At 47.1% G+C, this 24,395-nt stretch carries 18 protein-coding genes; 11 read left to right on the top strand and 7 right to left on the bottom strand.

Annotated elements, in window-relative coordinates; genetic code table 11:
• The first annotated feature begins 45 nt into the window (after positions 1-45).
• The gene (gene murQ / locus ACFS25_RS20085; protein ID WP_381504530.1) at positions 46-855 is read left to right on the top strand and encodes an N-acetylmuramic acid 6-phosphate etherase; all 810 of its coding nucleotides are present in this window, start codon (positions 46-48) and stop codon (positions 853-855) included.
• A 3-nt stretch (positions 856-858) separates the two neighbouring features.
• Here murQ and ACFS25_RS20080 read toward each other — a convergent pair whose 3' ends face one another.
• From ACFS25_RS20080 to ACFS25_RS20055, 6 genes are all read right to left on the bottom strand, one after another.
• Positions 859-2,106 carry an AGE family epimerase/isomerase gene (locus tag ACFS25_RS20080; protein WP_381504528.1) on the bottom strand — a complete coding sequence of 416 codons (1,248 nt, stop codon included), beginning with the start codon at positions 2,104-2,106 and terminating at the stop codon, positions 859-861.
• A gap of 124 nt (positions 2,107-2,230) precedes the next feature.
• On the bottom strand, positions 2,231-4,720 hold the full coding sequence (lon, locus tag ACFS25_RS20075; protein WP_381504526.1) for an endopeptidase La: 2,490 nt from the start codon (positions 4,718-4,720) through the stop codon (positions 2,231-2,233).
• A 176-nt stretch (positions 4,721-4,896) separates the two neighbouring features.
• Positions 4,897-5,403, bottom strand: a complete 507-nt coding sequence (locus ACFS25_RS20070; protein WP_381504525.1) for a DUF6702 family protein — start codon at positions 5,401-5,403, stop codon at positions 4,897-4,899.
• A gap of 89 nt (positions 5,404-5,492) precedes the next feature.
• A complete protein-coding gene (gene rseP, locus ACFS25_RS20065; RefSeq protein WP_381504523.1) occupies positions 5,493-6,809 on the bottom strand; it encodes an RIP metalloprotease RseP in 1,317 nt (438 codons plus the stop codon).
• 188 nt (positions 6,810-6,997) lie between these two features.
• Positions 6,998-8,170: a 1-deoxy-D-xylulose-5-phosphate reductoisomerase gene (locus tag ACFS25_RS20060; protein WP_381504521.1), complete on the bottom strand. Its 1,173-nt coding sequence runs from the start codon at positions 8,168-8,170 to the stop codon at positions 6,998-7,000.
• Between the two features lie 148 nt (positions 8,171-8,318).
• Positions 8,319-9,821: a GH3 auxin-responsive promoter family protein gene (locus ACFS25_RS20055; protein ID WP_381504519.1), complete on the bottom strand. Its 1,503-nt coding sequence runs from the start codon at positions 9,819-9,821 to the stop codon at positions 8,319-8,321.
• A 236-nt stretch (positions 9,822-10,057) separates the two neighbouring features.
• Here ACFS25_RS20055 and ACFS25_RS20050 point away from each other — a divergent pair, with 236 nt between their 5' ends.
• The 10 genes from ACFS25_RS20050 to ACFS25_RS20005 all read left to right on the top strand — a co-directional run bounded on the left by ACFS25_RS20050 (position 10,058) and on the right by ACFS25_RS20005 (position 22,862).
• The gene (locus ACFS25_RS20050) at positions 10,058-11,083 is read left to right on the top strand and encodes a rod shape-determining protein (protein ID WP_381504517.1); all 1,026 of its coding nucleotides are present in this window, start codon (positions 10,058-10,060) and stop codon (positions 11,081-11,083) included.
• Between the two features lie 37 nt (positions 11,084-11,120).
• A complete protein-coding gene (gene mreC, locus ACFS25_RS20045; protein ID WP_381504516.1) occupies positions 11,121-11,957 on the top strand; it encodes a rod shape-determining protein MreC in 837 nt (278 codons plus the stop codon).
• A gap of 94 nt (positions 11,958-12,051) precedes the next feature.
• Positions 12,052-12,558, top strand: coding sequence for a hypothetical protein (locus ACFS25_RS20040; protein ID WP_381504515.1), 507 nt, complete (start codon positions 12,052-12,054; stop codon positions 12,556-12,558).
• A gap of 22 nt (positions 12,559-12,580) precedes the next feature.
• Positions 12,581-13,063, top strand: a complete 483-nt coding sequence (locus ACFS25_RS20035; protein WP_381504513.1) for a GAF domain-containing protein — start codon at positions 12,581-12,583, stop codon at positions 13,061-13,063.
• A gap of 99 nt (positions 13,064-13,162) precedes the next feature.
• Complete coding sequence (locus ACFS25_RS20030; protein ID WP_381504511.1) at positions 13,163-13,615, top strand: DUF4890 domain-containing protein; 453 nt, start codon at positions 13,163-13,165, stop codon at positions 13,613-13,615.
• Between the two features lie 158 nt (positions 13,616-13,773).
• Positions 13,774-14,844 carry an NHL repeat-containing protein gene (locus ACFS25_RS20025; RefSeq protein ID WP_381504509.1) on the top strand — a complete coding sequence of 357 codons (1,071 nt, stop codon included), beginning with the start codon at positions 13,774-13,776 and terminating at the stop codon, positions 14,842-14,844.
• 15 nt (positions 14,845-14,859) lie between these two features.
• Complete coding sequence (locus ACFS25_RS20020) at positions 14,860-16,398, top strand: c-type cytochrome domain-containing protein (RefSeq protein WP_381504508.1); 1,539 nt, start codon at positions 14,860-14,862, stop codon at positions 16,396-16,398.
• 263 nt (positions 16,399-16,661) lie between these two features.
• Entirely contained in the window at positions 16,662-20,156 is a 3,495-nt protein-coding gene (locus ACFS25_RS20015) for a DUF1553 domain-containing protein (RefSeq protein ID WP_381504506.1), read from the top strand.
• A gap of 47 nt (positions 20,157-20,203) precedes the next feature.
• A complete protein-coding gene (locus ACFS25_RS20010; protein WP_381504505.1) occupies positions 20,204-21,655 on the top strand; it encodes a DUF1501 domain-containing protein in 1,452 nt (483 codons plus the stop codon).
• Between the two features lie 73 nt (positions 21,656-21,728).
• Positions 21,729-22,862: a mechanosensitive ion channel family protein gene (locus ACFS25_RS20005; RefSeq protein WP_381504504.1), complete on the top strand. Its 1,134-nt coding sequence runs from the start codon at positions 21,729-21,731 to the stop codon at positions 22,860-22,862.
• 18 nt (positions 22,863-22,880) lie between these two features.
• On the opposite strand, the gene glpK is transcribed toward ACFS25_RS20005, so the two are convergent.
• The gene (glpK, locus tag ACFS25_RS20000) at positions 22,881-24,383 is read right to left on the bottom strand and encodes a glycerol kinase GlpK (RefSeq protein WP_381504502.1); all 1,503 of its coding nucleotides are present in this window, start codon (positions 24,381-24,383) and stop codon (positions 22,881-22,883) included.
• Between the last annotated feature and the right edge of the window lie 12 nt (positions 24,384-24,395).

The following is a 24,395-nucleotide window of genomic DNA, read 5'->3' as shown; positions in this document are numbered from 1 at the left end:
ACAGATTATTTGTTCCTTAAAATTGGTCTGTATTACTTTTGGGGTATGACAACGGAAACAACTTCCCATTACGATCATTTGGAGCAAATGTCAGTTCACGACTTACTGACAAATATTAATAACGAAGATAAGACGGTGCCCTTGGCAGTTGAGCAAGCTATTCCGCAAATTGACGCCTTAGTTTCGCAGATTGTTGACCGCATGCGCGAAGGAGGACGGCTTATTTACATTGGTGCTGGTACCAGTGGTCGGCTGGGCGTAGTCGATGCCTCGGAGTGTCCACCTACCTACGGGGTTCCGCCTGATTTGGTCATTGGTCTAATGGCTGGTGGCGACGGCGCTATTCGAAAAGCGGTTGAATTCGCGGAGGACGATGCCGAACAAGCGTGGAAAGACATAGCGCCTTATCAGCCGGATGAGCATGACACAGTTATTGGCATTGCTGCATCGGGGCGAACACCTTACGTTATCGGGGGTTTGCAGGAGGCCCGGAAAGCTGGCCTACTAACGGGTTGCATCGTTTGTAATGCCGGGTCGGCGGTGGCGCAGGCGGCTGAATTTCCTGTAGAGGTGGTGGTTGGACCTGAGTTCGTTACCGGAAGTACGCGAATGAAAGCCGGAACTGCTCAGAAACTTGTTCTAAATATGATTTCAACTTCGGTGATGATTCAGTTGGGACGTGTAAAGGGCAATAAAATGGTCGATATGCAATTGACGAATATCAAATTACAGGATCGGGCCGCTAAAATGGTAATGAGCGAAATTGGGGTTGATAGGGAGGAAGCCGAGGCATTACTCAAGCAGTTTGGTAATGTTCGTGGAGCAATCGACGGATTTAGCCAGTCTCAAAAATAGACGTTATGAATTGAGTGGCATACCTGTTCGCCCACTTTGCTCCTTTTGATACAATGGGCCGCATTTAGCAAGTAACTGTCCCGTTTCGGCTAAACACCGGATAAGTGAAAAACAACCCACCGTAGGAATGGCTTTAGCTGACAGTATGGGTTGTACATGTTGGTCAATAACCAAATTCCAACCCGGTTGTTTTGAGTCAGGAAAGTGTTGGAACGTGTAGTCGTGAATGCGCTTAAACCATTTCAGACAATCGGGGTTGCGGGTATAAACATACCCTTTTATAAGAGCCGAAAGTGCTTCAACCTGAACCCAGGCCCATTTCTGTTGCCAATCCGGGAAGATAAAGGGCTGCTGTTTTAAGTCAACATACTGATTTAAACCGGCATTGGTTTCGTCCCATGCTTGCTCGCATAGACGTAGACACCATGTAACCACCTGCACACCCAATTTACGATTGTTATTAATGGTCAATCCACTTTTGAGTGAGGCACTTTCGGCGTAAAAATCCAGTAAGTAGTTGGCCGTCTGAAATGTCAAGCCGACATTCAATCGCCTACCTTCTGGCGTATTGGCAAAGGCACCTTCTGGTAAGACGTATTCTCGAATGGTATCTGTGCGACGGTCCATGAACTCATATAGGATATCCTGCAAAGCCAGATCGACGTTTTGTCTCCACGTTTCCTCATCCAGTAAGGGTTTAATCTCCTGCACCATTTTTAGGATAGCCACCGCTTCGCTCAGATGCTGAAGGTGCCGGAAGCCACCAATCGTGGTCGCTTGTTCAGTGCGAACGACGACACGGCGCTGGAGTAGAATTGAAAAAACTTGTTTGGCTAGCATTGCCCATTCATCCTCTCCGGTAGCGCGATGAACCTGAACATAGGCCATAGCCGTAATACTATCAGCTATACTAGTGTAAGAAGGCGCAACCGGATGACCCAGTCGATCGAGTTGTGCATAACAAGCCAGTGTGTCTGCGTGGGCAAACTTATTTAGGAAAACAGCACCGTGCCTGGCGTGTTCAAGCCAGGTGGGTTGACCGTCGAACGTATTGTACAACCAAGCAAAAGACCATACTTGCTGGGCCTGCATTGCAACAAACTTATCACCTTCGATAATATCACCTGTTGTTGATAATAGATCGAAATAGCCTCCATATCGTTCATCACGGCTATTTTTTAGCCAAAATGGTACGACCTGTCGGAGCAGAGCCTGATGATAAGTAGCAGAGAGTTTTTGAAAATCAAGCACGGTATAAAGATAGGAACGCGGGTCGAACCGATTAGGCGGGTTTATACGGATTTTAAAATATTATTTATCCCTATAAAACCTGCCTAATCGGTTCGACCCGCGTTCCTGTCTATACAATCAAAAATTAATACACTTTCTCTATCTCGCGCTGCTCTTTGTCTTCGGGCAGAATAAACTTCATTGGCTTACCAACTTTTCCCGGCAATAGGGCGATGTTTAATACCTGATCAACCGTATCAACGTAATAAAAAACTAATTCTTTAATGTAAGACTGATTAATTTCTTCAATGTCCTTCCGGTTCTTCGAGCATAGGATAAGCTCTTTGATACCGGCTCGGTTTGCCGCCAGAATTTTCTCTTTAATCCCGCCCACTGGCAATACTTTACCGCGTAATGTCACCTCGCCAGTCATAGCCAGATAAGGTTTAACCTTACGTTGCGTGTAAATAGAGGTCATTGAGGTAAGCATTGTAATTCCCGCCGAAGGGCCATCTTTCGGGACAGCACCAGCCGGAATATGAATATGCAGATCGTAATGACTGAAAATTCGGTAATCTATGTCCAGGTCATCCGCATGAGCTTTCAGATAGGAGAGGGCCGTAACAGCTGATTCCTTCATCACATCACCGAGTTGACCCGATAAGGTAAGTACACCCTTACCCCGACTCAAGCTCGATTCGATAAGCAGAATTTCACCTCCAACCTGTGTCCAAGCCAACCCCGTTACAATGCCAGCCAGATCATCATCGGCATAGAGTTCTTTGTCGAAGATTTCAGCACCCAGCATTTTGGGAATATCAATTGCTTTAATCGTGTGGTTGTATTCCTCTTCCATCGCGATGGATTTGGCAATTTTCCGAATTAAAGCACCAATTTTCTGTTCCAGATTCCGAACGCCCGATTCGCGGGTGTAACCTTCAATAATCCGCAGAATGGCTTTGTCGTCAATCAGCAAATCTTTAGGTTTTAAGCCGTGATCTCTACGTTGTTTCGGAACCAGATACTTCTTTGCAATCTGAACTTTCTCTTCAACGGTATAGCCCGCAATATCGATAATTTCCATTCGGTCGCGCAGGGCGGGGTGAATAGTATCGAGCGAGTTGGCTGTTGCGATGAACAACACCCGCGAGAGATCAAACTCTGTTTCGAGGTAATTATCCATGAACGTCGAATTCTGTTCAGGGTCCAGTACCTCAAGTAAAGCCGACGATGGATCACCCCGGTAATCAGAACTAACCTTATCAATTTCGTCCAGAATAAACACTGGATTAGCGGTTCCGCACTTGCGAATATTCTGAATAATTTTTCCTGGCATGGCCCCGATGTACGTTTTCCGGTGACCGCGAATTTCGGCCTCGTCATGCACACCACCCAAAGCCATCCGGCTGTATTTCCGACCAAGGGCCTTCGCCACCGATTTCCCCAGCGAGGTCTTACCCACGCCCGGTGGGCCGTAAAGACACAGGATTGGGGCTTTCATGTCGTTTTTTAGTTTCAGAACGGCGAGGTATTCAATAATCCGTTCTTTCACTTTTTCCAATCCGAAGTGGTCAGCATCCAGAATCTTCTGTGCTCGCTTCAGGTCAAAATTATCCTTCGTGTATTCATTCCAGGGAAGATCAACCATTAACTCAACGTAGTTCATTGTAACCGGATATTCCGGTGCCATTGGGTTGATACGCTGCAACTTAGTAAGTTCCTTGTCGAAGTGTGACCGTACGTCGGATGGCCACTTTTTACGGTCAGCTTTAATACGCAAATCATCAATCTCACGGTCAGGATTCTCGATACCCAACTCATCCTGCAAAACTTTCATCTGCTGACGCAGGTAGTAATCGCGTTGCTGCTGGTCGAGGTCTGATGAAGCTTTAGACTGGATTTCGCGTTTGAGTTCGAGCAACTGCACCTCTCGGAGCATGAACTCAAGCAATAAACTAGCCTGCTGGTTTCCTTCAAGTGTTTCTAAAAGGCGCTGTTTATCAGCTACATCGGCATTAACATTAGAAGATAGGAAGTGCAGCAAAAATGTTGGACTTTCTATATTGTCGAGGGCGATGCGGGCCTCTTGTGGGATTTCTGGATTTAGTCGCAGCATCTTATACGCTGCATCTTTCAACGATTGGAGAAGGGCTTTTCCTTCCTTTTTGTTCACGTTCTGGAAGGAGTCATCAATTTGGCGTACCTGTGCCGTCATGAAAGGCTCTTCCTGAATAATCTGTTGGATTTCGAAGCGTTTCTTGCCCTGAATGATAATGGTGATATTACCATCAGGCAGTGTAATCATCTTGATAATATAGGCTATTGTGCCAAATCGATAGAGGTCGTCGGCAGTGGGTTCATCTTTCTGCTGATTTAACTGCGCCGATACACCAATAATACGGTTGCCTTTGTATGCCTTCTTAACTAATCTAATTGACTTCGACCGCCCAACCGTTACGGGTATAACCATACCCGGAAACAATACTGTATTTCGAACTGGTAAAATCGGAAGGTTGGCTGGCAATTCGTAATCATCATCTAACCCCTCTGGCGACCCAAGTGGCACAATTTCTAAATTGTCCGAATCGAAATCGGTCATCAACAAACGGGTAGTTAATTCTTGGTCTGAATGCATAAGTACACTGCCAGCTTGGCAGCATTGAATATTTGGTGCCTAAAGTATAGGAAAGACAAGGTAAGTGGGGTAGGTGCAAGGCCCGTGCCAGTCACTAATTACATGACGAAGTGGCGGACCACTTCGTTACAAGTACAAAATTAACTAATTAGGGGGCTTAGTGACCCATAAATTTATTAATTGACCGAAATGTCCTGAATGGACTGGTTTTTGCGGAAGACAAACGTTTTTTTCTGACCCTGATATTGGACATTAACCATATTAACTTGGTCGTCAAATAATTCCATTAATACATTTTGCTTTAGTGAACCGCCCCGGAATGGCTCAATATAAGGCATTTCCAGATAGATCCAGTGAGCATCGGTTTCGACCTCGTAGCCTACGTATTTAATGGGTTTGGCCTGCTTCTGCGCATTTACATATCCGAAGTGAGACTGGATGTATTTTTCGATCAATGGATCATTCTTCCCGGTAGCATTTAGATTTACTTTGCTCTTCGACGCTTCTGCAAGAGCCTTTTCAAAATCATCTGTGAATATCCGAATACTGATCTCAAAGGTCCGTTCTTTCGGGTCGTACTGCATTTGCGTTACGCTGGCGTGGAAATCGTGTGCGGACCGACTGGCCGACAATAGACCCGCCAGCGTGATTAGAAGGCCCACCCGAACTAGTAAATTGATCATAAATCCCGAACAAGAAGAGGGTTCGCAGAGCTAAGGAAGAGTTCCTTTTTCTCTGCGAACCCTCTTCTTGTTCTGCGCAAAAAAAGGTATTAAAAAACAGCTTTAAAAACGTCGTTGAATATGGCGAAAGCCATTAAGCCAAGCAGAATCACCATACCTACGCGTTGGGCTCCTTCCAGAAAACGGTCGGAAGGTTTGCGACCCGAAATAATTTCGTAGCCTAAAATCGTAGCGTGTCCACCGTCGAGAGCTGGAATTGGTAGGGCGTTCATGAAAGCAAGAGCCATTGAGAGCAAGCCCGTAACAGTCCAAAAACGATCCCAAACCCAAACACCTCCGAAGAGATTCTGTGCAATACCAATGGGGCCACTTAGTGCTTTTGAGGCTGATACCTCGCCCCGGAAAATCTTGCCGAACCCTTTGATATTATCGAATACAACCTGGAATGCCTTCGTTGTACCCACGCCTAAGGCTTGGCCGAATGTGTAGTCCTGCTTAGTGATTGGCAATAAAAATTCAGGATAGAAACCAATGGTACCATCGGCGGTGGTTGTCATCGTAAGCGTCGTTGGTTGCCCGTTTCGATTGATACCCAGAGTCAGCGGTTTACTTTTTAACGGCTTCACTGCTTCGGTAAACTGATGGTAGAATTGAATCGGTTTGCCGTTGATGCTTGTGATCACATCGCCCGCTTTCAGGCCTGCCTTTCCAGCTGGTTGACCGGGTACTAACTCAGCAACTTTAAATGGCTCAATAGGCTCAATAAACTGTCCAGCCGCTTTCTTGTCAGCTAGTTTATCGACAAAATCATTGGGAATAAAGATGTCTTCCAGTTTGCCGTTCCGTTCAATTGTATAAGAGCTATTGTTGCCCAAAAACACGTCGGAACCGCGAATTTCGTTGAAATCTGTAATCGTTTTTCCGTTGACTTTTACAATCTTATCACCCGTTCGTAAACCAATACTTTTAGCCAGATCGTAAGCGACAATACCATATTTAGCGTCTTTAGCAGCTAAATATGCATTGCCATTTTTATATGCTATTACCACAAAAATCAGGATGCCGACAATAACATTAACGATGATACCGCCGAGCATGACAATTAGCCGTTGCCAGGCTGGCTTTGCCCGGAATTCGTACGGCTGTGGTTCGGTATTAGTATGGGCTGTATCGAGCGACTCATCGATCATTCCCGAAATTTTTACGAAACCGCCGAGTGGAATTGCGCCAATGCCATATTCAGTTTCGCCCCGTTTAATGCTCCAGACTTTAGGCGGAAAACCAATAAAATACTGTTCTACCCGCATGCCGAATGCTTTGGCAGCCAGTAGGTGACCTAACTCGTGTAAACCAACCAGAATGGATAAGCCCAAAATGAGCTGACCCGCCATTACTAAAATTTCCATGTATTCAGAACCGCTACGGCGGACCGTTGTGTTAATGTTAATTTGAGGAGGATATAACTACTGTTGTTAGTTAGGCCGTTGCCTTAAGGCCCGAAACAAAATTATGCCAATTATACTACCTATAATAAACCAAATCCAATAAGTCACGTGAATGAAAACGTTGAGCGTGGCTAATATAATACAAACAGCTAAACCAAACTTTTAATTCGATCGGTAGCCAGTCGACGAGTTTCTTCGTCGGTATCAACGTAGTCGTTATAGGTTGGGCTTTTAACAAATGTTGCTTTTGCCAGGCACGACTCAATGATTTCCGAGATTTCCAAAAACCCGATCTGTTCGTGTAGGAAAGCATCGACCGCTATTTCGTTCGCTGCGTTGATGATACAGGGCGCATTGCCACCTTGCTTGAGCGCATCGAAGGCGAGCTGAAGGTTGCGAAACGTTTTTAAGTCCGGCTGTTCAAAGGTCAGCGTCGGATAATCCATAAAGTTAAAGCGCGGAAAAGTAGACTTTAGCCGGTTAGGATATCCTAGTGCGAACTGAATCGGTAGGTGCATGTCGGGCAAACCCATTTGTGCTTTGAGACTCCCGTCTTCAAATTGCACCAGCGAATGAACGATACTCTGCGGATGAACGATTACGTCAATCTGCTCGGCTGTCAGATTAAATAGCCACTTTGCTTCGATGACTTCCAACCCTTTGTTCATCAAGGTGGCGGAGTCAATCGTGATTTTTGCGCCCATTGTCCAGTTCGGGTGCTTAAGTGCCTGCGCCTTCGTAACCGTTGCTAGGAAATCCTGCGTCTTACCACGAAACGGCCCGCCTGATGCTGTCAGGATAATTTTTTCAATCGGGTTATGAAACTCACCGACAAGGCATTGAAAAATAGCCGAGTGCTCTGAATCAACCGGGTAGATGTTTACCCCTTTTTGCGCAGCCAATCGGGTTATAAGCTCACCCGCTACCACCAGTGTTTCTTTGTTAGCCAGCGCAATAGACTTGCCCGCTTCAATTGCCTTGATGGTGGGCAGCAGACCGGCATAGCCAACCATTGCCGTCAAAACCATATCTATTGTATCCATCTGTACAACCGACGCAATAGACTTTGCACCAGCGTAGACTTTTATGCCAAGTGGATCGAGGGCCGAAGAAACCTGATCGTAGCGGTCTTCATTGCAGATGACGACAACGTTAGGATTCAACTCGATAGCTTGCTGGATGAGCAAGTCGGCATTATTGTTAGTTGTCAGCACCTCAACCTGAAACAGGTCGGGGTGGGCTTTTATCACATCAATAGCTTGCGTCCCTATAGAACCGGTTGAGCCGAGGATGGCGATATGGCGTTTTTTTATATCAGTCATTTAATTGTTAGCAAGCCAAAATTGACTTTAACATTCAGTTCTTCTTCGATGGCGCGGATGTAATAAAGAGCACTGCTGTCGGTTTTTAACAAGTCGTCTGTACTTGTTGGCTAGACTTGTTCGCATCCTCTACGGTTATCTTCATTTCTTAAACCGTTTGTTCCGTTTGTAATAATCCCTCGGCAATTTTTCGGTCGTTGGCTAAACGAGGCACTTTATTCTGGCCACCCAACTTCCCCTGCGATTTCATATATCGTTGAAATGCTCCGCGCGGTAGGCTCGTCAGCTTCAATGGTTGCAGGATAGAACCGGTGATAAGGTCGGCATAATACACGTTTAATTCGATCAGACGTTCGTCAACATCACGGGCGAAAGCTGACAGGTTGTGCGGGGGCGTTGCGAACTCAACCAACCACTCGTGATAAGGCAAGCCTGCACTTGGGCTAACCATGGGTGCAACAGTGAATTCCACAACTTCTGTTTCGGGGTGTTTCTGCATCGCATCCCTCAACGCCTTCTCAACTTCCTCACCAATGACATGTTCACCAAAAGCTGAAATAAAGTGCTTAATGCGCCCCGTCACCAGAAGTCGGTACGGCTCCCGCGATACAAATTTGACGGTGTCACCAAGCGAATAACCCCACAGTCCCGCGTTGTTGCTGATGATAACGGCGTAATTTTTACCTAACTCAACCTCACTGATGGTTAATCGGCGGGGATTTTCAGTGAAGTACTCGTCAGCAGCGATAAACTCAAAAAAGATGCCACTGTCTACCAATAGTAATAGACCTTCCTCCGTCTGACTATCCTGAAAGGCTATAAATCCTTCCGAAGCGGGGTAGGTCTCAATGGAATCTACACGTTTGCCGATGCTGTCGAATAGTTTGGCGCGGTACGGTTCGAAGTTGACACCACCGTAAACAAACACCGAAAAATCGGGAAAAACGTCTTTAATAAATTTACCGGTTCGTTCCTGAATCCGGTCGAAATACATCTGTACCCAGGGCGGAATCCCCGAAATGAGCGACATGGGTTGAGTCAGCGTTTCGTCGATGATTCGCTCCAATTTGGTTTCCCAATCGTCAATGATATTGGTTTCATAACTGGGCAACTGATTTGTGCGTAGGTAAGCCGGAACGTGGTGGTTCGCAATGCCTGACAACCGCCCTATATTAATTCCTGCTTTCTGGGTTAGCTCGGGACTACCCGACAGGAAGATTAATTTCTTGTCCAGAAAAGCACTGTTCCCCGTTTCATTGATGTAATTCAATAAAGCATCGCGGGCAGAATTAATATGATTTGGAATGGAATCCTGGGTAATCGGGATGTATTTAGTGCCGGATGTAGTGCCAGAGGTTTTGGCAAAATATAGGGGTTTTCCTTTCCAGAGCACGTCTGTTCCACCCGCCAGAATTTGCTCGATGTACGGTTTTAATTCTTCATAATCCCGAACAGGAACCGCTTGCCTGAACTCCTCAACCGTCTGCACGTCTTTAAAGCGATGATCCTTACCAAAAACCGTAGCCTGGCCACCATCCATCAATCGCCGAAACCAGCGTTGTTGAGCCTCGGCGGGTTGATACATCCAGGCTTGCTGTCGTTCCACAATTAACCTGGCTAATGGCTTACTTACGACTGAACGAATTCCCATAATGGCACAAAGGTAAGGCTTATTTAAATGATGAATGATGAATGAATAAGGATGAGTAGAAAGCATTGATTTACTGAATCATTCGCTACTTGCTATGTATCATATGACTTACTGTCATCTAAAAAAAGCAATATTCTATTAGGGGGATAGGCACTGTTTGTCTTGAATAATCTATATTTTTGTGCACTATTCAATAAAACTGTACTTGTTAATAAGACGTTCTACGTCAACCTATAATGGGACTTTTCAATTTTTTAACCAGCGACATTGCTATCGACCTGGGTACAGCAAATACCTTGATCATTCACAAGGATCGGATTGTGGTAGATGAGCCGTCAATTATTGCAATGGACAAGCTCACCGGAAAAGTGCTGGCCATTGGGCATAAGGCCATGCAAATGCACGAAAAGACCAACGAAAATATTAAGACGATTCGCCCGTTAAAAGATGGCGTTATTGCCGATTTTACAGCCGCCGAACTGATGATTCGGGGTATGATTAAGATGATTGATACGGGCAACAAGTTGTTTGCGCCCTCTCACCGGATGGTCGTTTGTATACCATCGGGCATTACAGAAGTAGAAAAACGAGCCGTTAAGGATTCCTGCGAACATGCGGGAGCCAAGGAAGTCTATATGGTACACGAACCCATTGCTGCGGCTATTGGTATCGGTATCGACATTACCCAACCCAACGGTACAATGATTGTTGACATTGGGGGTGGTACAACGGAGATTGCGGTAATTGCGCTTTCCGGTATCGTTTGTGAACAGTCCGTTCGTATCGCGGGCGACGTTTTCACCCGCGACATTGTGGATTATATGCGTCGGGAACACAATTTGCTCATTGGGGAACGCTCCGCTGAGCAAATTAAGATGGAAGTTGGCTCGGCTCTGCCCGAACTCGACAACCCACCGGCAGATTACGAAATCCGGGGCCGTGATTTGATGACTGGTATTCCGAAGGAAATCAAGGTAACCTACAGCGAAATTGCCTACGCGCTCGATAAATCGATCTCCAAGATTGAAGAAGCAACGATGAAGGCTTTGGAAATTTCGCCACCGGAATTATCAGCTGATATTTATACGAATGGTATTCACCTGACTGGGGGTGGGGCTCTTCTACATGGTCTCGACAAACGGTTGGGCGCTAAAACCAAGCTGCCGATTCACGTTGCTGATGATCCGCTCAAGGCGGTCGTGAAAGGGACGGGTGAGGTGATCAAGAATCTGGAAATGTACCGATCTGTATTAATTAGTTAATGTAGTGCCGGATCGCCCGGGCGATCCGGTAATATACATGGGAGAGTTAGTTGATTTTTTTGTTCGAAGCCGGAACTTCATTTTATTCGTATTGCTGGAAGTACTTTGTTTCTACTTCATCATCAATACCAGCAATTACTGGAGTGCTACTTACTTCAATACCTCGAATCGGTATGCTGCTCAAATACTGGCATTGTCAAACGCGGCTAATGAATACGCCAGGCTTCGACAGGTCAATGCCGATCTGGCACTGGAGAACCAATTACTCAATACGCAACTGGCTAAACTGCTCCAAAGCAAACCAGCGGCTCCAGCAGAGTATCGGGCCGATTCTGCTTTTGCCGACCGGTTTAAATTTACCGTAGCCAAAGTGGTTGATAACACAACGCAGTTCGCCAACAACTATATCACAATTGATAAAGGCACCGACGATGGCATTAGACCCGGTATGGGTGTTATATCGCCAACGGGTGTGGTGGGGAAAGTGCGAGTTTGCAATCATCATTTTTCGGTCGTCACGTCCATTTTGCATTCGGAGTTTTTAGTATCATCGAAACTGCCAAAAGCGAATGAAATTGGCTCAGCCCGGTGGGACGGTGGTGACCCGCATCTAATTAAGCTGATGGATATCTCGCGTTACAAGCCCGTTAGTAAAGGCGATTCGGTGGTAACGTCGGAGTTTAATTCAACTTTTCCTCCCGGAATTTTGGTTGGTCGCGTCCGTACGATTGGTGTTCAGCCGAACCAGACGTTCCATGATATTACGCTCAATCTGGCTACCAATTTCAGCAATCTATCCTTTGTGTACGTTGTTGAAAATCGTCTGCAAGTCGAGCAGGAGCAGTTAGAAAAACAAATTGAAAACGAAAAATAGGTGCAATGTGTAGGGTCGTAAGGCATCCGTGAATGAGCAAGCAGGTAATTCATGTATTCTTTAACACTCACCCCTTACGCCATAAGACTATAAAATGACCCTGCGCGAAATTCTGTCCACGTCGTTTTTATTTTTGCTGTATCTGGCACTGCAAATCCTGCTGGTGCGAAATCTGGTTTTGTTCGATTACGCATTCTGCTTCATTTACATTGCGTGTATCCTGCTTTTACCGAATGAAATAAGCCTGACATGGCTGCTGCTTATTGGCTTCGTGACGGGCCTTATTGTCGATACGTTTTACAATACATTAGGCATGCATGCAGCCGCTACGGTGCTGATGGCCTATTGTCGACCATTGATTGTTCGATCACAAATTGATGTACCGGGTTTAGAGACAAGAATTGATTTTTCGTTGCGGGAACTAGGTATTGGTGCCTTTTTTCGATATGTGTTCATATTAGCTCTGGTTCATCACACGGCCCTCTTTTTTATCGAAGCCAGCAGTCTGACGCTGATTATTCCAACGCTAATTCGGGTGGGAGCCAGCACATTGTTTACAACCGTAAGCATTGTATTAATTCAGTTTTTTACGCGAAATTAGCGTTCATTCGAATGCTGAAAACATGGCTGAAACGCTCACACTTCCCCAAACCACAGACCGGCAGGCCATTTATGACAGCCTGATTCCACAGATAGCTGCGCTTGTTGAGGGCGAACCGGACCTAATTGCTAATCTGGCCAATATTGCGGCTGCGCTCAAAGAAGCTTTTGGTTTTTTCTGGGTTGGATTTTACCTCAAAAAAGCCAATCAATTAGTCTTGGGACCATTTCAGGGGCCAATTGCCTGTACACGCATTGCGTTTGGCAAGGGCGTTTGTGGGGCCGCATACACACGCCAGGAAACGATCCTAGTGCCAGACGTTGAGCAGTTTCCGGGGCATATTGCGTGTAGTTCAGCCTCCAAATCGGAAGTAGTGATCCCCGTGTTTGATCGTGGTGGGAACGTGACGATGGTGCTGGACGTGGATAGTGATTTAGTAAACGACTTCAATGAGATTGACGTAGCCGGGTTAGAGCAGATTGCAGGGTTGATAACGAAGCTCTGACTAAGGAGTGGGTAATTAATATGTAATTAAATTCATCCCGGTAGTTAAACCGTAGACCAGGTCGTATCGTCTTAGGTTCAGATTTAACCGCCAAGAACCATGTTTAAGAAAATCGCTCTGAGTGGATTACTGCTCTCTTTGTTCTCATTTCCTTTAGTAGCTCAACAAACGGCAACGCCCGACGCGCCTGTCCAATCCAATACCCGGATGGGCAAAAGTCGGCCTATGCAGCAGCAAATGGGCGATCCGGCCACCCGCGCAAAAAAAATGACTGATCGCATGACGAAGCAACTGGGGCTTGATCAGGCTACGTCGCAAAAAGTATATGATGTAACATTAGCCCGTGCTCAGAAGGTAGATGCAATTCAGGCCAGTTCCGATGATAATCGGGCGAAAGCACAATCTCTGAAAGCGAATGCTGATGATTTTAAGGCTAAACTAAAAGGCATTCTAACACCTGACCAGTTTACCAAACTCGAATCTATGAAAGGCCATATGCGTAATGGCCGGGGCAGACCAGATGGTGGCAGTGATGTCAAGGATCAAAACTAAACCTGAGTTAACAGATAAAAGAAGCGACCAGATGCCAAATGTTAGTTAACGTTTGGCATCTGGTCGCTTCTTCTGGCAAAGGGACAATTTGTACGGTTTGCATTTACAGTATGTCTTGCGTACTTCCTCCTTTTCCTCTGAAACTTGGTACTCGTTTCATGGCCTATTCCTTATCACGACGGTTATTTATCAGACAGGCATCGTTAGTAAGCGCGGCTAGTATTACGGTGCCGACGTTACTATCGGCTCAATCACGCAAAAGTGAACTTGATCCAACCGTGTTGGGACATAACGGTTTCCAGTATCGGGTAGTACCGGGTTGGGGAGTTTTAGACGCTGGCAAGAATCCCGTCAATGACTGCCATGAAATGGTACAGGATGCCAAAGGACGAATTATCCTGTTGACGAACGAGACAAAAAACAATATTCTGATTTACGATAAATCAGGAAAATTACTCGAAAGCTGGGGACACAGTTATCCGGGTGGGCATGGTTTGACACTTGGTGGAGAGGGTAACGATCAATATTTACTTCTTTGCGACACTGATCGCCATCAGGTTATAAAAACTGATCTGAAAGGCCGCGAATTAATGAAAATAGAGTACCCGAAGGAAACGGGAAGATATGATTATCCAGCGCAGTACAAACCAACTGAATCCGCTATCAATCCCGTCAATGGGGACATTTATGTGGCGGACGGTTACGGGTTAAATTACGTGATGCAGTATGACAAAACGGGTAAACTCATTCGCTATTGGGGTGGCAAAGGTGAGACTAACGACACCTTCGATTGCTGCCACGGTATTGTAGTTGACCACCGTGTGGCTGCTAACCCAACGCTGCTTATCACTGACCGTCGGCATAATGCGCTAAAACGGTTTACGCTCGATGGAAGATACGTATCTACTATTGCTTTGCCGGGTTCGTACGTATGCCGTCCGGTTATTCATGGGTCCACTATTTACGCAGCCGTGTTTCGCAGTACTTCCGATGCCTATCCTGATTCGGGCTACATCACAATTTTAGATAAGAATGACCGTGTTATTTCAACGCCCGGTGGCTCCGAACCGATTTATCAGGATGGCAAACTCGCCGAGCAACGCAAAGACCGTAGTAGTTCAGTCTTCCTTCATCCGCACGATGTGTCAGTCGATGAAGATGATAGTATTTACGTTGCTCAGTGGGCTTCTAAAAAAACATATCCTATCAAACTGGAGCGAGTTGCCTGATGGTGCTGCCTAACTATGAATAAGCTGATTTTATTGCAAGCTAATTCTTCATCCCCATCCGACTGGGTATTGTTTTTTGGGCATTTTCATCCGCTGATTGTTCACCTGCCTATCGGGTTTCTGCTGATTGCTGGTCTCCTCGAACTTGACCGATTAACTCGGCGCAACTCCGTTAGCCCGCATACTATCACACTAATTCTGTTTTGGTCGGCTGTCAGTGCGACGATGGCTTGTGTGTTTGGCTACATGTTGTCGTTGGGTGGAGGCTACGAGGCCGAAACGCTAAACGACCACATGTGGCAGGGTATTGGTGTCGCTGTATTTGCCTGGATTGCCTGGTCGGTGAAGTCAGAGAATTTGGGCCGTATTTTCCCCTTCGCGCAACTGATATATCTGCCAGTTTTAGGTGTGTCTTTACTTCTATTGCTGGCCGCCGGGCATCAGGGTGGTAACCTCACACATGGCTCAGATTACCTGACGCAATACATGCCTGAGTCGATTCGGACGCTGGCAGGCGTGCCACCTACCCAGAAAGAAATAAAATTCGAGCCAATCACCGATCTGAACCAAGCGATGGTTTATCAGCAGATTGTGAATCCAATTCTGCATAGCCGTTGTGTACAATGCCATAACGCCGGGAAATCGAAGGCGGGTTTGCGATTGGACACGCCTGATATGATCAAGAAGGGATCAGAAGATGGTCCGGTGTTCGTGGCCGGAAAAGGTACAAGTAGCGAATTGATAAAGGTTTGCCTGTTGCCCGAAGAAGACGATCACCATATGCCGCCCAAAGGCAAAAATCAATTAAACGAATCTCAGATAGCTTTACTGACGTGGTGGATTGATCAGGGTGCGCCGTTCAACAAAAAAGTAGCCGAACTTACCATAAATGATGCTATCCGTCCGGTACTGGCTGCGCTTGGTGGTGGGCCTAATGCCGCGAGTGGCGCAAATGTAGCGGCAACTAATGGATCGCCCGCACCCGAATCACCCGTTTTAACAATGAAAGTCCCGGCTGCTGACCCAACGATTATTGACGAATTGAAGAAAACGGGTTTATTGGTGCTACCTCTGTCGAAAGAACAAAACCAATTGGAAATAAGCGCCGTTAATGCGCGCACCTTCAGCGATGCTCAAGCGGCTTTACTACCCAAACTAAGCGCTCAGATCGTTTGGCTCAAACTGGGTGATACGCAGATTTCGGATGCGACGATGGTGCAGGTAGCCAAACTGAAAAATCTTCAAAAACTGCACGTAGAAGAAACAAACGTGACAGATGCGGGTCTGAAACAGCTAAAAAGTTTACTTAATTTAGAATATCTGAATCTTTACGGCACGGCTGTTACGGATGCTGGTTTGACCGAATTAATAGGGCTGAAAAACTTAAAAACCGTTTATCTCTGGCAGACCAAAGTAACAGAACAAGGCATTGCAAACCTGAAAAAAGCTATGCCTAAACTTGAGATTATCGGTGGTATTAGTAAGCAGACTATTGCCGAATTCGCTAAAGCCACATCGACCGAGTCAAAAGCTAGTGACTCGAAGAAAAACTAGCTCAAATTCCATCTAGGGTTCTCCGCGCACTAGAAAAATCATACTTATGTATGGTTTAATCTTGAAATAGAACTGAAAAGGTGCTGAGGATTGTTCTGCCAGTGAGCTTCTTTTTATAGATAAAAGCCATCCGTTGTCAGCAACATTGAGTGGAGCCTATGGAACGCTAAAATAGGCTGGCAACAAGATAAGATAGTACGATTTTTACGTATATTCCTTTGCTACTTTTGTAGAATCATTTCACAATCAATCAGTTCCTTGGTATGCCCGCTTGGTATGACATGCGATTTCGGTACGTTCTCCTCAGCGCCACGGCTGGCCTGTTTAGTGCGTCGATTTGGTTAACGGCCTGCCAAAGTTCAGTTGAAAAGCCAGCCGATATTGTTGTCGCCGAAGCTAGTCTGCCCGAGAAAGTTGATTACAATTTACATGTAAAACCTATTCTGTCTGACCGTTGCTTTGCGTGTCATGGCCCCGACAAGGCTAAACAACAGGCTGGTTTACGGTTAGATACGCCCGAAGGTGCCTATGAAGCGCTGGCAAAAAGCGGCCATACAGCTATTGTTCCGGGAAATTTAGCCAAGAGCGAGCTAGTTAACCGCATCATCAGCACCGATCCGGACGTGATGATGCCAACGCCGAAATCGAACCTTACTCTAACTACGGAAGAAAAAGCGATGCTTATTCGCTGGGTAGAGCAAGGTGCGGAGTACAAACAGCATTGGTCGCTCATTGTGCCGACGATGCCGGAGATTCCGAAGATAAAGGACGAAAAGTGGATCAAAAATGACATTGACCGATTCATTCTAAAAAGGCAGGAAGCCCAAAAAATGAGTCACGCGCCTGAAGCTGACAAGACGACCTTGATCCGTCGTGTCACTCTTGACATGATAGGTTTGCCGCCGACACCTGCCGAAGTGGATGCTTTTCTGGCCGACAAATCGCCCAATGCCTACGAAAAAGTTGTAAATCGGTTACTCGGTAGTCCGCACTATGGCGAGCGTCAGGCGGTTGAATGGCTCGATGTGGCCCGCTACGCTGATACGGATGGTTATCAGGATGATGGCTTGCGAACGATGTGGCCTTATCGTGATTGGGTGATCCGGGCGTATAACCGGAATTTATCATTTGACCGATTCATTACGTGGCAGTTAGCCGGTGATTTACTCACTCATCCCAATCGGGATCAACTTATTGCAACTGCCTTCAATCGAAATCATCAGCAAAGTCAGGAAGGCGGCATTGTGGATGAAGAATACCGGATAGAATACGTGGCCGACCGAACCAATACGTTTGGAAAAGCTATGTTGGGCCTGACTGTGGAGTGCGCTCGGTGTCATGACCATAAATATGATCCCATCAGTCAGAAGGATTATTATTCGCTGTTTGCCTTTTTTAACAGCAATAATGAACGCGGTCAGATTCCGTACAATGGCGAAGCCGCGCCCACCATTACTCTGACAAAGCCTGAAACGGATGCAAAACTGAAATTTATCCGCGAACAACTTAGTCCAATTCAGCAACAACTCAACCCGAATCGTCCTGATTACCAACAACGTTTCGGGCAATGGTTGGCACAAACTCGCTCCGTTTCGTCAATGGATTCTGGCCTGTTGGCCCATTACACCTTCTATGAAGCTGACCGGACTGATATCGGCGCGTTTGTAAAAGCGGAGAACGAGAAGCGGAAACTTGAGGACGAAAAGAAAAAACAGATCGACGAAGCAAAACGTAAAAAAGAAGGCATAAATAAAGCCACAAAGTCCGACGGTAAGAAGCCGGAAAAGAAAGAAATTCATAAGCGAAAAACGAAGGAAGAACTGTGGAAAGACCCGCGCAATGCATTTGCCAATGCGGTGAGTGACACACTTCCCGCTCGGTTAGGGGGCGATCCTGATAAGGTACCCTATTCGGTGCCCGGTCGTTTTGGTAAGGCGCGCTTTTTGGCTGGTGACAGTTTTATTGAATTACCCGGAAGTTTTGGCGCTTTCGAGCAAAATGAGTCATTTACGGTCAGTAGTTGGTTCAATCTGGCCAAGTCTGGTATGGCTCTTACGTTAATGGGACGAACCACCGGACCGATGGATGGACAGCGTGGTTATCAACTTGACCTGTTAGACGACGGGCGGCTGAAACTCGCCTTTAACCATGTTTGGCCTGCTAATGCCATTGACATTGAATCGATGGATAAAGTACCGGTTCATCAGTGGTTTCAGGTTGCTTTTGCCTATGATGGAACGGGTCAGGCAAAGGGTATCACTCTGTATTTGAACGGCCTGCCTATCCGCACCAAAGTGGTAACGGATCATTTGCTACATAGCATGGTGTATGGCAAAGATCGAAGTCATTGGGTGCAACACCCGTTTTATGTGGGCCGGATGCACGATTACTTTTATAAAGACTTTGCGGTCGATGAACTTCGCATCTATAGTCGTTGCCTGACTCCGCTGGAAATGCCAAAATTGGCTGGTCAGCCTGACGCGCTCATGGCCGCTCTCCAGACACCCATTGCCAGCCGGACACCTGCGCAGCGAGCGGGTCTATACGGGTATTATGTTAAGACGGTAGACCCCGTTTATCAGGCAGCTTATGCCAAAGTTATGAAACTGCGCGGTGAGCAAATCAAGCTTTACACCAACTCCGATCAGGTAATGGTCATGCAGGAACGATTGGTGCCGCGCGAAACGCACTTGCTGAAACGGGGTGCCTACGATGCGCCCGGTGAGGTCGTGACACCTGCCGTGTTGCATAGCTTGAATCCATTTCCTGAAACGATGCCCAAAAATCGGCTTGGGTTGGCGAAGTGGCTGCTAGCGCCCGAAAATCCGCTTTTCAGTCGGGTTATGGTGAATCGGATGTGGCAACAATATTTTGGACAGGGTCTGGCTAGAAATAGCGACGATTTCGGTAACCAGGGGGCTTTGCCAAGCCACCCCGAATTGCTGGATTATCTGGCTATAAAGTTTCGTGAAACGGGAAGCCCGTCGTACGGCGGTCGGTCGCAGGGCTGGAATACGAAGGCGATGCACAAACTAATTGTTATGTCGGCTACGTACCGCCAGTCGTCAAGTGTTTCGGAAAAAGCGCGAGAAAATGACCCTGACAATATTTTCCTCTCGCGTGGTCCAAGTTATCGGATGGCAGCCGAACAGGTGCGCGATATTGCCCTGGCAGCCAGTGGTTTGCTAACCCAACGTCTGGGCGGACCAAGTGTTCGCCCCTATCAACCGGCTGGTATTTGGGAAGCGCTGGCTACACGAAATGCTGTGAAATATATTCAAAGTCAGGGAGATAGCCTGTATCGTCGGTCGATGTACACGATTTGGAAACGCTCGTCGCCTGCACCGATGATGCTTAATTTCGATGCGGCTGAACGACACACTTGCGTAGTCAAACGGCAGAAAACAAGCACCCCCCTTCAGGCCCTTATTACGCTCAATGACCCTCAATTTGTTGAAGCCGCCAGAGTGTTAGTCCAGCGCCGGAAAGAAAGTGGAGAAACGGATAAATCGGAATTGATCAATCAAATCTTTAAAGCGGTAATAAGCCGTCCGGCTCGACCCGAAGAAATGACGCTAATGAAGCAATTTTATACCGAAGAACTGGCAGATTTTAAACGAAATCCTAAACGGGCTAGGGAGTTACTATCAGTAGGTAAATATCCCCTTGATGAAAAACTCAACCCATCTGAGTTAGCGGCCTGGACAGTGGTAGCCAGCACAATTATGAATTTCGACGAAGCAATAATTAAACGGTAATAATCGTCACTAGACACTGAAATTACTACCCGTTGATAAAAACAATAATGGACATTCAGGATCAACTTCATGACCAACTCAGCCGCCGGACGTTTCTGGGACAAGCCAGTGCAGGTTTAGGTACTATTGCGCTGGCATCGCTGCTGAATCCAACGAATCTATTTGGTGGTACATCACCATCCGAAAATCCTGTTGTGGGCAAGCCGCACTTTCCACCAAAAGTAAAGCGTGTTATCTATCTATTCCAAAGTGGAGCGCCCTCGCAACTGGAATTATTCGACTATAAGCCGAAACTCGAAACCATGTGGGGGCAGGATTTGCCTGAGTCGGTGCGTAATGGTCAACGTTTGACGGGTATGAGTGCCGGACAAAGTCGTTTTCCGCTGGCAGCGTCGAAGTACAAATTTGCCCAGTATGGTCCCAGTCAAATGTGGCTCAGTGAACTATTGCCGCATACGGCTCGTATTGCCGGAGATCTAACGTTTATTCGCTCACTGCATACCGAGGCCATCAACCATGACCCTGCCGTAACGTTTTTCCAAACGGGAAGTCAACAGGCGGGGCGGCCAAGTATTGGTTCATGGATTAGCTATGGATTGGGGTCTGATAACCAAAATCTGCCTGCTTTTGTGGTGCTTCTTTCTAAAGGACGGAATGGCGATCAACCACTTTATGCCAAACTCTGGAGCAATGGTTTTCTGCCATCGGTACATCAGGGCGTGGTGTTTCGGTCGGGACCAGACCCGGTTTATTACCTCAATAATCCGCCCGGCGTCGATAAAACCAGTCGTCGGCGGATGCTCGATTACCTAACCAAACTGCATCAGGAGCAATACAAGCATGTGTTGGACCCGGAAATTAATAACCGGATGGCTCAGTACGAAATGGCGTACCGAATGCAGACATCGGTGCCTGAAACCCTCGACATTTCGAAGGAGCCAGATTATATTTTCGACATGTATGGGCCTGACAGCCGAAAGCCCGGTACGTTTGCCGCCAATTGCCTGCTAGCGCGAAAACTAATTGAAAAAGATGTAAAGTTTGTGCAGTTATACCATCAGGGATGGGACCAACACGGCAACTTGCCCACCGACATCAAAACGCAGGCAAAAAGTGTTGACCAGCCCTCAGCCGCCCTTATTATGGATCTGAAACAGCGTGGTTTGCTCGACGATACGCTTGTAATTTGGGGTGGCGAGTTTGGACGGGGAGCCTATTCGCAGGGGAAACTTACCCGCGATAATTACGGGCGTGATCACCATCCACGAGCATTCTCGGTCTGGATGGCTGGTGCCGGTGTTAAAAAAGGGATGGTTTACGGCGAAACCGACGACTTTGGGTACAACGTTATTAAAGAGCCTGTTCATGTTCATGATTTTCAGGCTACTATACTGCACCTTCTTGGCATTGACCACGAAAAACTGACATTCAAAAGCCAGGGCCGACGTTACCGCCTGACCGATGTACATGGGAAGGTAATAAAGCCGCTGCTGGCGTAGGAGAGAGGTAGTTTATAAATTGTAAAATGGACCTACAAGGTTGTAAAAACTTTGTAGGTCTTACTTTTGCGCCATGCTACAACAACTTGATTCATGGACACGAGCCCTAATCCGCTGGTTTGGCTACGTACCTAACCGCGATTTGTCGGGTTGGGTATTACTCATAATAGCCGTATTACTGGGGTTAGCGGTCGATTTGGTTGTGACGCAGACGATTCGGTTCGTTGCTCGTCGTCGCTCATATATGGCGCTGACTTTTCTCAAGACCCACGTTCGCTGGTCATTCTGGGTATTTATGCCGTCGTTATTTTTCCTGCTGGCGACTAATATTCAATCAGAACGATTTTTACGTCGGCATCCCATCGCCGACAAAGCCGCCGAAATTCTATTTTTAATTGCTGCGATCTGGTTAATTATTCGGTTGCTAAAAGTTGCCGAATTACTACTCATCCATGAGTATGACACGACTAACGACGTCAACTTATCGCAACGGAAGTTCGTAACACAGGTGCGGTTTGTGCGACGAACGATAGCTATCGGGGTTTTGATTATTGGAGCCTCCCTACTGCTGATTGCCTTTCAGGGAAGTCGCAAAGTGGGATTGAGTGTACTAACGTCGGCAGGGGTAGTATCCGTAGTGATCGGTTTTGCCGCACAGAAAACGCTGGCCAATCTGCTGGCTGGGATTCAGATTGCCTTTAATCAGCAGATTCGCCTGGATGATGCCGTGGTGGTTGAAAAAGAATGGGGTCGGATTGAAGAAATTAACCTGACGAGTGTTATCGTTCGAATATGGGACCGTCGTCGGCTGATTTTGCCTATTACTTATTTTGTCGAGACTCCCTTCGAAAACTGGACTCGCTCCGATGCGTCTATTATTGGTTCCATCTTCCTATATCTGGATTATAACGTAGCCATCGACAAACTTCGGGAGAAGGCCCGCGAACTGGTCGAAAATGATCCACTCTGGACCAGAGAAAGTTTTGCGGTACAGGTAACGGACACGCAGCCTACCTGCATCGTTGTACGGGTATTAATGTCGGCCCGCGATGCTCCCTCGGCGTTTGATCTGCGCTGCCACATGCGCGAAAACCTCATCGCTTTTCTCCGCGACGAATACCCGCAAAGCCTTCCCCAAACGCGCTTGATGTTAGCCGAAGAACTGCGGCCGAAGGAAGACCAGAAGGACGAGAAAGTAGTTTCCTGAAGCTGCCATTCCTGCATTTTAGTCCTCCCAGCCAAACGAACGCTCAATAGCCTTTTGCCAGCCGTGCATAAGCCGCATCCGTTGAGCATCGTCCATGTTTGCCTCGTAAGTCCGGGCAACACCCCAGTTCTGGCGCAGATCGTCTAAATTTTGCCAATAGCCAACTGCCAGTCCAGCGGCATAGGCAGCGCCAAGAGCCGTTGTTTCTGTCATACGGGGGCAAACGACGGGTCCATTGAGCATATCAGCCTGAAACTGCATAAGTAATGAATTGACGACCATGCCGCCGTCAACGCGTAATGATTTAAGCGATACACCCGCATCTTTCTCCATCGCCCGAACTACATCGACGGTTTGATAGGCCGTAGCTTCCAGAACAGCCCGCGCCAGATGGCCTTTGGTAACGAAGCGTGTTAGACCCGCGATAACACCCCGCGCATCGGCTTTCCAGTGGGGAGCATAGAGACCTGAAAAAGCGGGTACGAAATAAGCCCCACCATTGTCGTCCACCGAACGGGCAAGTGCTTCAATGTCAGTGCTTTTTTTGATAATGCCCAGATTGTCCCGTAGCCACTGCACCAGTGCTCCCGTAATAGCCACGCTGCCTTCCAGCGCATAATGAACCGGCTCATGTTGAAATTGATACGCTACCGTCGTCAGCAGTCCGCAAGTGGAGACGCGGGCTTCAGTGCCGGTATTCATGAGCAGAAAACAGCCTGTACCATACGTGTTTTTAGCCTGTCCCGGCTCATAACATGTTTGACCAACGAGGGCTGCTTGCTGATCGCCTAAAATACCCGCTATAGGCACACCGGGCAATACTTCAGACGATACAGTGCCATATACCTCACTACTTGGCCGTATTTGTGGCAACATAGCGCGGGGCACTGTAAAATCATCCAGCAAACTGTCATCCCAACTAAGGGTTTGGAGATTCATAAGCTGTGTCCGGCTGGCGTTCGTCACATCAGTAAGGTGCAGACCTCCATTTGTGCCGCCCGTCAGATTCCAGACCACAAACGTATCCATATTACCAAAGAGCGCTTCGCCCTGTTCGGCATCAACTCGAAGACCCGGTACATTATCCAGCAGCCATTTGAGTTTCAGTCCGCTGAAATACGTCGCTAAAGGGAGACCCGTTTGAGGACGGAAACGATCCTGCCCGTAGCCGTTAGCCGAAAATTCTGTAACCAGATCGGCGGTGCGCATGTCCTGCCAAACGATGGCGTTATAGTAGGGTTTTCCTGTTCGGCGGTTCCAGACAACGGTGGTTTCGCGCTGGTTGGTAATACCTACAGCGGCAATATCCTGTACAGAGAGTTTTCCTTTAATGCGGGCTAACGCAATAACTTCTAATGTGTTACGCCAAATTTCTTCGGGATCGTGCTCCACCCAGCCGGGTTGCGGATAAATCTGTTTGTGTTCCTTCTGAGCCAGTGTCACAATCTGACCCTGCCGGTCAAATACGATGCAACGGGTACTGGTAGTTCCTTGGTCAATGGCAGCTATATACTGGGGCATGAGAATGGTTGT

The organism is Spirosoma flavum (genome assembly GCF_042686045.1).
Taxonomy (GTDB): Bacteria; Bacteroidota; Bacteroidia; order Cytophagales; family Spirosomataceae; genus Spirosoma; species Spirosoma flavum.
The sequence above is the reverse complement of the archived record's forward strand: the minus strand, read 5'-3'. Positions and strand labels throughout refer to the sequence as shown.

Excerpts from the sequence above, each read along its gene's own strand:
- glpK (WP_381504502.1), bottom strand. The coding sequence starts at position 24,383 with ATGCCCCAGTATATAGCTGCCATTGACCAAGGAACTACCAGTACCCGT.
- ACFS25_RS20055 (WP_381504519.1), bottom strand. The coding sequence starts at position 9,821 with ATGGGAATTCGTTCAGTCGTAAGTAAGCCATTAGCCAGGTTAATTGTG.
- ACFS25_RS20060 (WP_381504521.1), bottom strand. The coding sequence starts at position 8,170 with ATGACTGATATAAAAAAACGCCATATCGCCATCCTCGGCTCAACCGGT.
- ACFS25_RS20050 (WP_381504517.1), top strand. The coding sequence starts at position 10,058 with ATGGGACTTTTCAATTTTTTAACCAGCGACATTGCTATCGACCTGGGT.
- mreC (WP_381504516.1), top strand. The coding sequence starts at position 11,121 with ATGGGAGAGTTAGTTGATTTTTTTGTTCGAAGCCGGAACTTCATTTTA.
- ACFS25_RS20040 (WP_381504515.1), top strand. The coding sequence starts at position 12,052 with ATGACCCTGCGCGAAATTCTGTCCACGTCGTTTTTATTTTTGCTGTAT.
- murQ (WP_381504530.1), top strand. The coding sequence starts at position 46 with ATGACAACGGAAACAACTTCCCATTACGATCATTTGGAGCAAATGTCA.
- ACFS25_RS20005 (WP_381504504.1), top strand. The coding sequence starts at position 21,729 with ATGCTACAACAACTTGATTCATGGACACGAGCCCTAATCCGCTGGTTT.
- ACFS25_RS20015 (WP_381504506.1), top strand. The coding sequence starts at position 16,662 with ATGCCCGCTTGGTATGACATGCGATTTCGGTACGTTCTCCTCAGCGCC.
- rseP (WP_381504523.1), bottom strand. The coding sequence starts at position 6,809 with ATGGAAATTTTAGTAATGGCGGGTCAGCTCATTTTGGGCTTATCCATT.
- ACFS25_RS20025 (WP_381504509.1), top strand. The coding sequence starts at position 13,774 with ATGGCCTATTCCTTATCACGACGGTTATTTATCAGACAGGCATCGTTA.
- ACFS25_RS20035 (WP_381504513.1), top strand. The coding sequence starts at position 12,581 with ATGGCTGAAACGCTCACACTTCCCCAAACCACAGACCGGCAGGCCATT.
- ACFS25_RS20020 (WP_381504508.1), top strand. The coding sequence starts at position 14,860 with ATGAATAAGCTGATTTTATTGCAAGCTAATTCTTCATCCCCATCCGAC.
- lon (WP_381504526.1), bottom strand. The coding sequence starts at position 4,720 with ATGCATTCAGACCAAGAATTAACTACCCGTTTGTTGATGACCGATTTC.
- ACFS25_RS20070 (WP_381504525.1), bottom strand. The coding sequence starts at position 5,403 with ATGATCAATTTACTAGTTCGGGTGGGCCTTCTAATCACGCTGGCGGGT.
- ACFS25_RS20010 (WP_381504505.1), top strand. The coding sequence starts at position 20,204 with ATGGACATTCAGGATCAACTTCATGACCAACTCAGCCGCCGGACGTTT.
- ACFS25_RS20030 (WP_381504511.1), top strand. The coding sequence starts at position 13,163 with ATGTTTAAGAAAATCGCTCTGAGTGGATTACTGCTCTCTTTGTTCTCA.